At 56.9% G+C, this 13,830-nt stretch carries 10 protein-coding genes and 1 pseudogene; 5 read left to right on the top strand and 6 right to left on the bottom strand.

The genetic code is table 11. The features are described 5' to 3' along the window. Positions 1-8: 8 nt before the first annotated feature. The 3 genes from SFY93_RS08955 (at position 9) to SFY93_RS08945 (ending at position 3,957) form a co-directional block, all read left to right on the top strand. Complete coding sequence (locus SFY93_RS08955; protein ID WP_320446819.1) at positions 9-1,403, top strand: FAD-dependent oxidoreductase; 1,395 nt, start codon at positions 9-11, stop codon at positions 1,401-1,403. Positions 1,404-1,440: 37 nt separating this feature from the next. Further along, positions 1,441-2,481, top strand: coding sequence for an ABC transporter substrate-binding protein (locus SFY93_RS08950; protein WP_320446818.1), 1,041 nt, complete (start codon positions 1,441-1,443; stop codon positions 2,479-2,481). 120 nt (positions 2,482-2,601) lie between these two features. Next, complete coding sequence (locus SFY93_RS08945; RefSeq protein ID WP_320446817.1) at positions 2,602-3,957, top strand: FAD-dependent oxidoreductase; 1,356 nt, start codon at positions 2,602-2,604, stop codon at positions 3,955-3,957. 365 nt (positions 3,958-4,322) lie between these two features. Here SFY93_RS08945 and SFY93_RS08940 read toward each other — a convergent pair whose 3' ends face one another. The 3 genes from SFY93_RS08940 to SFY93_RS08930 are packed head-to-tail and all read right to left on the bottom strand — an operon-like array spanning position 4,323 to position 7,685. Next, positions 4,323-5,228 (bottom strand): 3-hydroxyacyl-CoA dehydrogenase NAD-binding domain-containing protein, encoded by a 906-nt coding sequence (locus SFY93_RS08940; protein ID WP_320446816.1) that lies wholly within the window; start codon positions 5,226-5,228, stop codon positions 4,323-4,325. Between the two features lie 47 nt (positions 5,229-5,275). Continuing rightward, the gene (locus SFY93_RS08935; RefSeq protein ID WP_320446815.1) at positions 5,276-6,472 is read right to left on the bottom strand and encodes an ABC transporter substrate-binding protein; all 1,197 of its coding nucleotides are present in this window, start codon (positions 6,470-6,472) and stop codon (positions 5,276-5,278) included. A gap of 16 nt (positions 6,473-6,488) precedes the next feature. Next, positions 6,489-7,685: a serine hydrolase domain-containing protein gene (locus tag SFY93_RS08930; RefSeq protein WP_320446814.1), complete on the bottom strand. Its 1,197-nt coding sequence runs from the start codon at positions 7,683-7,685 to the stop codon at positions 6,489-6,491. 200 nt (positions 7,686-7,885) lie between these two features. Here SFY93_RS08930 and SFY93_RS08925 point away from each other — a divergent pair, with 200 nt between their 5' ends. Both SFY93_RS08925 and SFY93_RS08920 read left to right on the top strand, forming a co-directional pair. Next, entirely contained in the window at positions 7,886-8,836 is a 951-nt protein-coding gene (locus tag SFY93_RS08925; protein ID WP_320446813.1) for a helix-turn-helix domain-containing protein, read from the top strand. A 535-nt stretch (positions 8,837-9,371) separates the two neighbouring features. Beyond that, positions 9,372-9,614, top strand: coding sequence for an MFS transporter (locus SFY93_RS08920; protein WP_320446812.1), 243 nt, complete (start codon positions 9,372-9,374; stop codon positions 9,612-9,614). Here the strand turns inward: SFY93_RS08920 and SFY93_RS08915 are convergent. The 3 genes and pseudogenes from SFY93_RS08915 to SFY93_RS08905 all read right to left on the bottom strand — a co-directional run. Further along, positions 9,556-9,774: pseudogene (locus tag SFY93_RS08915) on the bottom strand (exodeoxyribonuclease III); the annotation flags it as partial. The gene SFY93_RS08920 and the pseudogene SFY93_RS08915 sit on opposite strands and share 59 nt — an antisense overlap. A gap of 6 nt (positions 9,775-9,780) precedes the next feature. Then, positions 9,781-11,637 (bottom strand): peptidoglycan D,D-transpeptidase FtsI family protein, encoded by a 1,857-nt coding sequence (locus SFY93_RS08910; protein ID WP_320446811.1) that lies wholly within the window; start codon positions 11,635-11,637, stop codon positions 9,781-9,783. 4 nt (positions 11,638-11,641) lie between these two features. Continuing rightward, on the bottom strand, positions 11,642-13,003 hold the full coding sequence (locus SFY93_RS08905) for an MFS transporter (protein WP_320446810.1): 1,362 nt from the start codon (positions 13,001-13,003) through the stop codon (positions 11,642-11,644). Positions 13,004-13,830 lie beyond the last annotated feature (827 nt).

Genomic DNA, 13,830 nt, shown 5'->3' with positions numbered 1-13,830 from the left:
TCAATCGCATGTCAGCAGGCTTTGAGACACAGATTCGTGGGCTTGAGGAACTTCGGCTTCGGGAGCCCACCGAGTTGGACGCTCGTCTGAACTACGACGTCATCGTTGCTGGCGGCGGGGCTTCCGGGTTAATCGCCGCGGTATGCGCTGCACGTAGCGGTGCCCGCACCTTATTGGTCGACCGCGCAGGCTGCTTGGGCGGGACCGCGACGACGGCGTACGTCGCACAATACCTTGGATTTTTTAACAACAATCTGCAGGCTGTGTGGGGCGTGCCATTTGAATTCGTTCGCCGGATCATAGCATCCGGCGGCAGCGATGGCTTCACCAAGTACACGTTGGCGGAAGCAGCTGCTACACCGCTAGTAGTTCACAATCTTCCGTTCAATCCCGAGATCGTCAAGATCGTCGCCGACGAGATCGCGCGCGAAGCCAATGTGGCTGTGCTTCTGCATAGCCAGATCGCTGACGTCCTCATACGCGATGGGCGAGTTTCTGGCATCGTTGTGGAGGGAATATCGGGCCGCCAGGAGATCGGAGCAGGCGTTGTCGTCGACGCGACCGGTGACGCACTCGTTGCAAAGGCGGCCGGCGTCGAGGTGAGGGGCGAAGACGCGGATTTATCCAAAGCACGGCAGCCCATGACACTGGTATTCCGACTGTCGAATGTGGATGTAGCCAAATTCCGGGCAATACCGCGCGAGAAGAAGCGGGCGCTTGCGCTCAAGGGCATTGATGCTGGTGAGCTGTTCTGGGAGAGCATGTCCTTCGTAAGCACCCCTGGCGGCACCGACGCCATTTGCCTCATGAGTCGTATCCAGGGTTTGGATGCGTTGGACCACTTTGATCGGAGCGAGGCAGAGCGCGTTGGACGCCAGCAGATCAAGAGCATCGTCGGATTCCTCAATCGCGAGGTGCCGGGCTTCGAGCGTTCAATCATCGCCAGCATCGCGCCCAGCGTTGGCGTGCGCGAGACGCGAAGGATTGTCGGCCAATACACGCTGACCGAAGAGGACATCATTCAGCAGAGAGAGTTTGTTGACAGCGTCGCGCTCGGTTGTGGGCCGATGGATCTCCATGAGCCCAACGGCACCGGCATCCAACTCGCGATGCCTCCCGCCCCATTCGAAATCCCGATGCGATGCCTCATTCCCGGGGATGTCGAAGGCTTGATCGTCACCGGACGAGCGATCTCGGCGACGCGCGAAGCCAACGGCGGCGCTCGTCATATGGCCACCGCAATGGCGCTCGGCCAGGCGGCCGGCACCATGGCTGCGATAGCCGTTCGCCGAAAGGTGTCGACGCGGTCGCTTCCGGTCGATGTCGTCCAGTATGAGCTGCGGGCCGCTGGCGCAGCCTTGTCTAAGGCGGATTGCGGGGCTCACGCGAGCGCGGCGGAGTGACCGCTGACACCGTCGATTATCGAAAGAGGAGGAAACCATGATTCGAAGTCACACGCCGCGCCTCCCGAAAGCAATTGCAAGGGCCGCCCTGCTTCTCGCGGCGATAGCAGCCAGTAGCTTCGGATTATCACACTCCGCGGCCGCCGAGGGCTTGGTCATCGGAATCGCGAAACTCGCCTCGGCCGGGCCGGTGTTCGTCGCCATCGACCGTGGGTATTTCACTGAGCAGGGTTTTGAGCCCGTCCTCAAATATTTCGAAGCCGCCCAACCTATCGCCGTCGCTGCAGCGTCCGGCGATATTGATGTGGGTGCCACGGGCCTAACTGCAGGGTTTTACAATATGGCAGGACAAGGTGTCCTGAAGATCGTCGCTGGTCAGTCTCACGAGAAACCCGGATATCAATCTAATGCAGTCATTGCATCGCTCAATGGATTTAATGGCGGGCTAAAATCACTGGAGAACCTTGCAGGAAAATCGATCGGCATCGCGGCCGTCGGATCAACGACACACTATGCGTTGGGGTTGATCGCAGAAAAATACCGCATCGATCTGAAGGCAATCCGCATCGTCCCGTTGCAAACCATACCCAACATGGTTTCGGCGCTGCGGGGTGGGCAGATCGATGGGTTGGTGGTTCCATCGACCGCTGCGATGCCGCTGTTGCGTGACGGACAGGCCAAGCTCCTCGGATATGTCGGCGATGAGACCCCCTGGCAGATTGGGGCAGTGTTCACCTCAAGCAAAACGGCTTTGGAGAAGCGCGACTTCGTAACTCGCTTCATCACGGCATATCGCAAGGGAGCGAGAGATTTCTTCGAGGCCTTCAACGGCCCCTCAGGCAAGACAGTCGACGGGGAAAGGGCTGAAGGTATCCTTGCGATCGTCTCGAAATATACGGGGCAGTCCCCCGCAACGCTCAAGGACATCATCCCCTATGTCGACCCCGATGCACGCCTGAACGTCAAGGACGTCGTTAAGCAGATCAGATGGTATCAGGCGCAAGGATTCATCGGACCCAACGTCGATCCGACAGTTGTTTTTGACATGTCGCAAATCGTGGAGACACCGGCACCGTAGGTCCCAGCTGGAGACACACGTCTCGCGTCTGAAGCGCTGGCCTGGAGGGATCGCCTCAATCATAGCCCGCCTTGATCGGGCGACCATCTTTCTTCGTCACTTTATCTTCCGGAGATCCATATGAATGTGATCGAAATCGTTACTGAACCTGCCCGCAAGACCAAGCTTTACGGGACGTTCGATGTCGTCGTTCTTGGTGGCGGTCCCGCCGGCATAGCTGCCGCAGTGGCCGCCGGACGCGCGGGAGCTGCGACCCTGTTGATCGAACGTTACGGCTTCCTGGGAGGCATGGGTACCGCCGCGGGTGTGACTAATTTCTGCGGCCTACATGCTAATCGTTTTGGCCGGATGGAACAGGTTGTGCATGGAATCGCAGACGATCTGCTTGACCGGATCGCGCGTCTGGATGGTCTCAAGGAACCGCACACAGTCTTCGGTAAGATCCAAGCTCAGGCCTATGACACTGCGGCTTACAAGCTCGCGGCCGACCAATTGCTGCTCGACGCCGGCGTGAAGATCTTGTTTCATAGTCTCGGTGCCGGTGTGCTGATGAGCACGGAACGGCAAATCGACACACTTTTCATCGAAACGAAATCGGGCCGGCGCGCTGTCCGTGGCCGCATCTTTATCGATGGGTCCGGCGACGGCGATCTCGCAGCTTGGGCCGGCGCGCCGTATGAACTCGGCGACGGCGCCGGCTCGATGATGTTTCCATCGACGATGTTTCGTATCAACGACGTCGACCGAAATGCCGAAGCGGCAAGAGCATGGGAGCCAATCGCCGGCATGATGCTGGCAGCAACGCGCGATACCGGCCGCCAATTTCCGCGCCAGACTCCCATCATCCGCCCGCAAAAGCACGGTATCGAATGGCGAGCCAATATTACCCAGGTCGGCAACAAGGACGGCACCGCGGTCGATGGCACCGATGCCGATCAACTGACGTATGGCGAGATTGAAGGTCGCAAGCAGGTCAGGGATACGTTCGAGTTTCTGCGAGAGAACGTCCCCGCTTTTGCCAATGCCTACATCGTCGATCTGCCGCCCCAGTTGGGAATTCGCGAGACGCGTCGGATTGTCGGCGACTATCAGCTTAGCGAAGACGATGTGCTACAATGTGCGAGCTTTCCCGACACCATCGGCGTGAACGGGTGGCCAATCGAAGACCACATAACTGGCGATATTGTTTTCCGCTGGCCCGACATTCCCGGAAGCCGCGGGTTCAATCATCTCCCGTTTCGCATGCTTCTTCCCCAGCAGCTCGACAACTTGTTCGTTGTCGGCCGTTGCGCGTCCATGACTCACCGCGGACAGTCCGCCGCTCGTGTTTCGGGAGCTTGTTTCGTGATGGGTGAAGCGGCCGGGACTGCCGCGGCCATGGTCATCCAGAGCAACGGCGTTTGCCGGGATGTCGATGTCGGCACCTTGCAGGCAACCCTTGTAAATAATGGTGTCTATCTGGGGACCGATATGTAGCCAAGTCCGCTCGATGAGTCTGCGCAATTCTAGCGAGCTAGAAGGCATTTCTTCGAGCGGCCCGGCAGAGGGCCGCCTCATTGAGACGATCGAGGAGGAATTACGATAAACGTTTCGCAAGTTCGGTAGGCTCGTCCCTGGACATGCCGGTTGCCTCACCGGGGATCTTCGTTACAGCAATCTACATCGGTCATATTGCAAATAAGCGCCGAACTTTGACCTCCATCGGCTCACAACATTGCCCCCAATACGTGATGAATATTCCGGTGATGGTCAAGGAGTTCGGCTGTATTGGCCAGGGTCAACCTTCGGCGCCGATCGGGGGGCAAACCGTGCGCCGAATAACAATAAAACTCAGCGGCATCTCACGGGTTCAATTTCTCCACTGTCGATGTTCTTGTCTCGGGCGAGAGTTGGAGTGCCGCAATCCTCAAGATGGATTTGAGGCGATCATTGCGAAGTAGCGTCAATTCATCGACTGATAGGCCACCCAATTGCTTTTGGGTGCTATCTATCAATTCACGCTTGAGCTCGGATGTCATAGTTGGACGCTTGGCATCGTCCCAAAGGTCTTCAAATACAGGCCCGAGATGGTCAATGAAGTGAGCTAGACCGCCTGAGCCACCGCCTAAATGAAACGTTGCAAATGGCCCCAGGAGAGCCCATCGCGGACCCAATGCGTAAGTGACGGCCGCGTCCACATCCTGCACGGTCGCCTGGCCTGTCGCGACAGCGTCCACCGCCTCACGCCATACCGCTGCCTGCAAGCGATTTGCGAGATGACCTTTTCGTTCGACGTTCAACCTAATCGGATGCTTGCCGATTGCCTTGTAAAATCGAACGGCCTCCTCAAGCACCGAAGGAGCGGTATCGCGGCCACCGACCACTTCGACCAGCGGGATTAAATGAGGAGGATTAAAGGGATGCCCAACGAGAACCCGCTCGGCGAAGCTTAATCCCGCCTGGAGGTCGGACGGCAGCAACGCCGACGAAGAAGAGGCAACGATCGCATGTGCTGCGAGCTTATTGGAAAGCCTTGCGTACAACTCTCGTTTAATAGCGAGATCCTCGGGCCCGCTTTCCTGAACGAAATCGGCGCCCTCCACAGCATCTTCAGGCGTGTCGCACCATTGGATTGGACTTGAGGCATCAGGTCGAATGACAGAATGTTGCGGATCCCACGCTTTAACCGTCTGGCATTGCGTCGAGAACGCGGCAATCCAGCTCGAACCGATCAACCCGCACCCCAGCACGGCGACAGTTTTTGGCATTTACCCCCCCTAATTGGATCTTCTATGGTGTTGACGCAACGGCGCGGCTATCTCACAGAGATCAGCGCTCCCTCCGGTCTCCAGGTTGAGCCGTCCCATTTGCCGAGTTGAATCTGCTCAATTGGGAAATGATCGTCAGGACCGGTATTAAGAACGACACCAGGCGCGAGCAGGGGTAGTGCCAAGTGTCTTACGTTTGAGGCCTGCTTCATAATGTTTGCTCTGCTGAGGTCATCTCCGCAACGTGCTAGTACGTCGACCAGAGTTTGAGCGACCGAATAGCCATAAACAGGAGCGAAATCGTCGTCTCGCACTCCCGGCATATACTTTCGCATGAAATCGAAGTACTCAGCGAGCGACGGGTCTTGCCTCCAATTGGGATCGTTCCAGTTTTTGAAAAAGGTTGCGGTATACAGGGAGAGATCGCTTCTACCCTTTACCGTTTCCGTTGTTACAGAAACCAAAGAGGCGCCTCCGGTTACATAAACAGTGGGGGACCAATTCATCTCGACGAGTTTGCGCACGAACTGTGCAGCAAATTTGGGAACGGCTGCGAGTACAACCACATCGGGGTTGGCCGCCCTCACATTCACAAATTGGGATTCAATCGTGGGGGCGCTCGTCTCATAGCTGAATTCTGAGATTAGCTTCGCCGAACTCTGCTTGTCGAGCACGTCTTTGACCCCAAGTAGATAGTCTTTACCGAAGTCATCGTTTTGATAGAGCACCGCAATGCGTGCAGATGGGTTCTTGTCGATCGCGTCCCGCGCGAAGGCCCGCGCTTCAGACCGAAAGCTTGGTTGCCACCCCATACTCCAGGGATATTCCTTCACGTCTCCCCAATAGTGTGCTCCCGTCCCAACGAACAACTGGGGTATCTTCTGCCTGTTGAGATATTTAGCCTGAGCAGCGTTCGTCGGTCCTCCAAAACTGTTGAACATGAACGCTATTTCATCGTCTTCGACCAATTTTCGCAGCTGCTCGACCGACTTGGGCGGCGAATAGGCGTCGTCTCTGGATAGAAGCTCAATCTTCCTCCCATTGATCCCCCCTTTCTCGTTCAGCATCCTAAAGTACGCGTCTTGCACTTTGCCTATGAGTCCGTATTGAGAAGCCGGGCCGCTATAAGATGTCGTTTGCCCGACTTTGATTTGGTTTGCTGATACTCCGGGCTCTGCCGCGAAAACAGCCGCCGAGGCCAAATGCGCAGACAGAACTACGATTGCGATACCACATCGAGACATAATCCATATTCTCCTTCTAACGGCTCTTTCCGCCGCGCAGTGCCTGATAAGTAAGTTGACGAAGGAGCCGCCGACAGTGATGGCGTTGATCGGGAGCCTGCATCATGAAGACGCAGACCATCTCTTCGGCTGGATCCACCCATGCATATGTTCCTGATATCCCCGCCCATGAGAAGTCGCCGACGGATCCTGGAAGCGAGTTTAGACCGCGGTGAATTCTAATCAGAAAGCCCAGTCCGAATCCTTGACCCAGCTCCGGGAGAGGAGCCAACGCGCCAAGACTTGGCATATACGCTCCAAAGTTCACCTGCTCCGGAAGATGGTTTGCGACCGTCCAGCTCGCCGTGGCACGACTCAGGAGAACGCCTCGATCATGAACAAGGTCATCCAGAAGCGTTTGAAGGAACTCGTAATAATTGTGAGCACTTGACAGCAGGCCGCCTCCGCCGGAGTACCAAGACGGTGATACGTTGCTCTCCCAGAATGCGGGCATCCACGGCATTCGACCGGATGCCTTGTCTCGAAAGGGCTGGGCAAGGCGCGATTGCGACGTGCTGGAAAGCAAGAAGCCGGTATCGTCTAATCCCAGAGGAGCGAACACAAGATCATGTAAGGCCTGCTGAAGATCGCGGGCTAAAAGGCGTTCAATAATCAGCCCGAGCACGTCCGTCGACATGCCATACTCGAATGTGCTTCCAGGAACGTAGAGGAGACTTATCCGCGCAAGCTTCTCAACCAGATCGCTCGAGGTCTGCTGCGGGTCCAACACGTTGAGGCGGCGATAGCTTTCGTGGACAGGGCCAGACCCGAAATCGCCGTATGTGAAGCCTGAAGTGTGCCGAAGCAGGTCGTGAACTTTGATCGGCGGGGTGGCGGCGCTCGAAGGACAGCAGAGGCCGTCGAATTCCGGCAGGTAACGCGCAACAGGTTCGTCGAGCGAGAGCATGCCGCGTTCGACAAGGATCATTGCCGCGACCGATGTGATCGGCTTTGTGAGCGAAGCCAGCCGAAACAGGGAATCCAGCCGCATCGGGACTTCCCTGGCAGGATCGCAATATCCGAACGGTTCGAAGAATACCGGCTTACCAAAACGCGCCAACAGCACGACTGCGCCGGGAATTATCCCGCCCTCAACTTGCTCCTTGATCACTTCACCTAGCCGGGCAAGCCGTGTTGGGCAAAAGCCCACCTCTTCCGGCGCGACGCACTTCATACGGGGTCAACTCTCGCTTTTGCCCTGTTGGATCGCCCGGCTACTAGGCCTGCGGTTTCGCGTCTCTTTGACAGGTTTTCGCGAATTGGGTTTGCGATACGGCCCACTGTGCTTTGTTCCTGGCGCTCCCATCCACCCCCAGTTGCGTGCTTTCTCCGCCGTTGGCATATTGGGGGCGCATAATCAAGGCGTGGCCGTCAATGTCGAAACAACCCAGCTCGACCGAGATACTTGTCGCTCGCACCTCCGATGTGGAACTAGCTGAGCAGGTCGAATATTGGTCTTCTGCTTTCAGCTCAATCTGGGGAAGAGTGCAGCTCTCTCCGGAGGAGCACCAATCATTCTCCGGCGATTTGCATTCCGTCCAAATCGCCTCGTTGAGAGCTAATCGAATTTCTTTTGGAGGCCAGCGTTTCAGACGGATCGAAGCCAACTCGGAGCAGGCGTTCTACTCGCTCGCATTTCCGCAACGAGGTGAGGCAAGTATTCGGATGGGCAACGACGGAGTTGCGCTTGGGCCAGGTTCAATGTTCTTGCTTGATAATTCGCGCCCCGCAGAATTTTTTGCATGCAACTCATATGAAACGCTAAATATTCAAATTCCTATTTGCAGAATGAAGCAGCGGATAGGCAGACAGTTTAACACCAACTTTCTCCGCGTAGACGCCAGCAAAATACTACCAGAACTTTTGCGGGACATTCTGATAAAAGTAAGCGCCTTGACGAGTCCGCTCGAACCGCGTTCGGCCACACTTTTGGAACAGCAAATTTGCGACATCGCTGCGTTTTGTTTTGCACCGGCAAATGCTTCCGAATCGGAGGAAGGTGTCCTTCTCCTCGCGCAGCGGGAGCGCAGCGACAAGCACATAACCCGGCTCCACGCACGACCCGACCTGTCTCCATCCGTGATCGCCAGAGCATGTGGAATTTCAGAAAGCTACCTGCATAAGATCTATCGCGGGAGTGGCCAGACGGTCATGGAGCGTGTCAAAGAGCTTAGACTGGAAACGGCTCACACCCTTCTGTGCCAAAAGGGGCGCATCTGCACAATATCTGAGGTCGCATATGAAGTTGGCTTCAAATCGTTGGCGGAGTTTTCGCGAGCATACAAGAAGCGCTTTGGAACCCCGCCGCGGCGTACGCGGCTCTGAGTTTCATGTTTGCTCTCCGGGTTTTGGACTGAATAGTGACATTGTTGGCTAAGCTCCCTAAGAGGGCCGATGCCAGAACGTAATTGTCGATCCGCAAATTTGGATGGCAGCTTCTTTGGACAGATCCATCCTGCACTATAGGGACAGTCCAACGTATCTCGCGCGTCAATTGGTGTAAGTTCCTACAAGGCCATACAAGACGCGACGTCGCTGTGCCCATCGAACCCATGATCCGCCATAAGAGGGCCGTGGGCATCTCCGGCTAGAATCGCATGGATGACACCCCATTCTGAATCCGGCATCGCAGGTCGCCTGCCTTTGGTTTCAGATCGGCATCCTCCCTGTTCAATCTTTCTGCGCCCATCGACATCGCAGCGCTGATTGTCAGCCGGTTTCAGATTCACGTGCTGCTGCTGTGCTCGGCCGTCTTGTTCATCGACGGCTTCGACACCCAGGCCATTGGTTACGTCGCTCGCGAGCGGCAATTGGGCGCGGAGCGCTCGGACCGGTCTTCAGTGCCGGTCTTTTGGGCCTGATGATCGGCGCACTCATCCTCGGTCCCGTCGCCGACCGCGTCGGCCGTAAAAAGATCATCGTCTTCAGTTCGATCGCTTTCAGCATTGGTACACTATGCTTGAGCAAAGCGCCGGCGAAAGAAATGCGCCTGAGCAGACTGAGCATGCGGAATATCCGGAACTCCAAGGCAATCGATATCGAGCGCCGGACTTTATCAGCTTCGCCGCGTGGGTATTCAGACGCTTCAGCCATGCCAGCTTGAATTCGAACTTCGGTCCGGGCTGGGGATTGCCGTTGGAAGCGTAGACGCCGGCGACCCGCACGCCGTCAACGGCGGCTTCGATATATCAGCTTTGGGCATCCTTCGGATCACCAGGCAGGCGCGTCTGTGTGACGATGATCTCCGAGCCGCGAGCGTGGATAACCGATCAGTCGGTCGTCTTGGATGCTTCAAGAAGGCGATCCGACGTAGGCAGGTCGAAGCGGGGCTGAAGACCCAACAGCGGCGCAATCCGCTCGATCACCTTCCCACCGGTAGGCACCGCGTTCCAGCCGGAAGCGATGTTGCCATAGGTTTCCGGGAGCGCCTGCGGCTCGTCAAGCATGATAAGGACCTGATATTTCGGATCGTCGCAGGGCATGATTGCGGTGAACGAATTCAGAACACGCTTTTTGACATAGCGGCCCTTGAAAACCTTCTCTGAAGTACCGGTCTTGCCACCGATGTAGTAGCCTTTGACGTTCGCTTTGCGCGCCGATCCGACCTCCGCATTGAGCCGCATCAAGTAACGCATCTTGTCGCTGGTCTCCTGCTTGATTACGCGCTTTGCGATTCCTGCCGCTTCTTCTTCGCTACGCCTGAGAAATGTCGGCGCAATCAAATAGCCGCCGTTGACCAACGCATTGATCCCCATGACTGCTTGCAACGGAGCGACGGAGAGACCTTGGCCGAATGCCGCGGTGATCGTGTTCAGCTCGCTCCAACGACGGGGTATCAGCGGAGCTGCGCTCTCCGGTAGTTCCGTGCGCAACCGCGTCAACTGGCCCATTTTGGCGAGGAATGCCTTGTGCGCCTCAACGCCCTGCCCGAGCGCGATCCGCGCAGCGCCAATGTTGGACGAGTAGGTGAAAACTTCCTTGGTGTTGATAAAACGACCGAGCATGTGGCTGTCATGGATGGTGAACTTGCCATAATGTAAATTGTCCCGCGCATCCCATAACGAGTTCAGGTTGATCCTGCCGGAATCGAGCGCCATTGCCAACGTGAACGCCTTGAACGTCGATCCCATTTCGTAAACGCCAGTGGTCAGACGATTAATGCGCTCGGGGTCGTGAACTTCTTTCGGATTGTTAGGATCAAAATCTGGAAGAGAAACCATCGCTACGATCTCGCCGGTCTTGACGTTAGAGACGATGCCAGAAGCGGCTTTGGTGTGGAATTTTTCCTTGGCCTTTAGCAATTCGTCGCGCAGCGCGTGCTCGACGCGTAGGTCGACCGATAGTTCAACCGGTCGCTGCAGACGATCGGCGGCGAAGCCCGCGCGGTGCAGATCAGCAAGGCCATTGGTGTCTAGCCACTTCTCCATCCCGGCGATGCCCTGGTTGTCGATGTTAACCAGGCCGATCAGATGCGCAACCTCAGCGCCCGATGGATAGACGCGCTTGTTCTCGCTCAGGAAGCCGATGCCGGGAATGCCGAGGCGATGGATGTCACGCATCTGATCCGTCGTGATCTCGCGCCTCAACCACGCAAAGCCCTTGCGACTGTTGATCCGCTCGCGGAATTCCGGCGTGTCGAGATCGGGTAGTGCTCCTGTCAGGAGCTCGACGGCCTCGTCCTTGTCGATGATGCGACGCGGCTCGGAAAACAGCGATGGCGACTTGACGTCAGTGGCGAGAATCGCGCCGTTGCGGTCGACGATATCGGGCCGCGCGGTCGCAATCGCGTCGCGGGCGGCGCGGCGTTCGCCATGGGCGTCGCCGTCGACACCCAAAATCACAAGGCGGCCGGCGATGACGCCATAAATGCCGACGAAGGCGATCATCATGATGCCGACGCGCGCGCGCGCCTTGGCGGCGCGATCGACGTTGCGTCCATAAAGAAGGCTGCGTACCAGGCGCTGGCGCCACGACTCAGCCGGCGGTCCCGGCGGCTTAACCGATGATTGCGTGTGACCGGTCACTGGGTGTCCTTCGACGCCGGCACCAAGCCCGTCACGATATCCGGGTCGATGGTGTTGGGCATCGTACAGATCGGATAGAGCTCGCCGGCTCTGCGCGTTCATGTGCCTATGCCTGTTGTTCTTTTCGAACGACCGCGTTCGCAAAAGGGGTGACAGCGATCAAAGTGGCCCCAACGATCAGAAGCACAGCTGCGAACAGAAGGCCCGCGGCAAAGTTTCCTGTGACGTCACGCAATATCCCGATGACATATGGACTGACGATCGATCCCGTAATTCCGGCCATGGTGATAATCGCCAAGCCGGCGGGCTTTGCTGCAGCACTTAGATGACTTGCTGGGATGGCCCAGAAGACGCCCAAAGCTCCGTAAGCGCCTGCTGTGGTCAGAACGAGTCCGAGGAAACGGAAGATTGGATCGGAACCAAAACCCGCCATCATCCATCCTAACGCTGCGAATAGCATCGGCAAAACCGTATACATGCGCCGGGTTCCGGCGCGGTCTGACATGCGGCTGAGCCAAAGCATCACAAAGCATGCGCAAACGGCGGGAATACCGGCCAGAAGCGTGGCCGCCGTCGGCGTCCAACCGCTTGAAACATCCTTCACTATCTGCGGAAGCCATGTGGAGATCGCGTTAAGCGATGTGACGAGACAGAAGTAGATCAGCGCAAGCGTCGCAATTACGGGTTTCCAGAGCGCTTTGAATACGGCGCGGGCACTCTTATCGCCGCCTGTACTGAGGTCTCCCTCCTCATCCGAGATCGCCCGCTCCAGAACCTCGGCCTCGCGACGGGTTAGCCAGGATGCCTTTGAAGGTCTATCGCTGAGAACGAACCAGGCTGCAACACCGAGAATGATTGAAGGCGCCCCCTCGATCATGAACAACCATTGCCAGCCTTTGAGGCCAGCGGTGCCGTCGAGCTGCAGGATCAGCCCTGAGATCAGCGAGCCTATAGCGATCGTGAAGGGCTGCCCCACGAGGAACATCGCGGTCGCACGTGCTCGCCGATGCGCCGGCACCCAATAGGTCAGATAGAGAAGTACGCCAGGCATGAGACCCGCCTCGGCGATACCCACGATAAAGCGAAGTGCGTAGAGACTATGAGGGCCGACGGCGAAACAGGTGAGGCATGCAGCGATGCCCCACGTCACCATGATACGCGGGATCCAGATCCGCGCACCATACTTCGCCAAAGCCAGATTGCTGGGCAGCTCGAAGGCAACGTAACCGATATAGAAGAGTGAGTTCGCTATTCCGAACTGGCTGGCAGTTAAGCCGAGATCGCGGTTCATCGTCAGCGCAGCGAAACCAATATTGATTCGATCGATGAAGCCAACGACGAAAACAATAAAAAGGAAGAATATCAGCCTGCGGTCAACTTTGCGCAGTACGGCCTCGAGCTCATCATCAGGGGCAGCCAAACTCGCCATGCTTGAATCGCGATATACCTGGTCTATCGGCGTCGTCATAGAATTCCTCCCACGGTGTTTCTGTTTGTTAGTTGTTTTTGCATTGCCGCCTGTGTCGACGATTGCACAAGGCAATCGTTTGCCGCGGCGAGCTGGCAATCTCCGGAAGCATCCAGCACGCCTACCCGCCACGATGGCTCGCGAGAGGTCATGGCCGCGACGGCGCATCCGGTCGCAAACGGGCTCTTTGCGATGCAATTGCCCATTACGGCGTGAAGCCATACTGGCTGAGACGCGCTGCTTCGGCGTCTATCGCGCTCCTGCCCCTGTTTCATCGCTCGATAAAGGCTCAAGCCGGAGAAATTCTCAGCGGACTTGGCGGCGCCGGCCGCAACGCTTTGGCGAGGTGCAGCTGTAGCAGCCGCATAGGCTGACCGGGGCGGTCTCCAAGGGATACCTCAAGAGGATCATGGAGAGCAGTCGTCCCTGACGCCCTGAGCGCGAGCTGTCCTGCAAGAACTGTCCGTCAGCTTGTCTCATTCGATACCTTCGCCGGCCCCTACATCACTGAAAAATCTAAGGTGGTTCCCATACACTGTCAAATTAACTTCCACATAATCAAATTTTTTGAGGTACGTGGCGCCCCACGGTTTCTGACTCTCAGAGCCTCGGAAAGCTGGCAAACGCGGAAGAATGTGGGCGGAGCGGTATTCTGGAGGGGGCTCTGTGACCCGCTTGCAATTAAATACTGTAATATACTATTTGATTAAGTGTGGCTGCCCATGCGCTCCGAGATTCTTTCCGCCCAGGTCGAGGTGCTTTTGATGGGTGCGCTGCATCCGCAGCCCTTTCCCGTTTGAAAAGACAACCACCCTCTTCGACTGAGA

The sequence above is a fragment of the Tardiphaga sp. 42S5 genome (assembly GCF_034044155.1).
GTDB classification, from domain to species: Bacteria; Pseudomonadota; Alphaproteobacteria; order Rhizobiales; family Xanthobacteraceae; genus Tardiphaga; species Tardiphaga robiniae.
The sequence above is the reverse complement of the archived record's forward strand: the minus strand, read 5'-3'. Positions and strand labels throughout refer to the sequence as shown.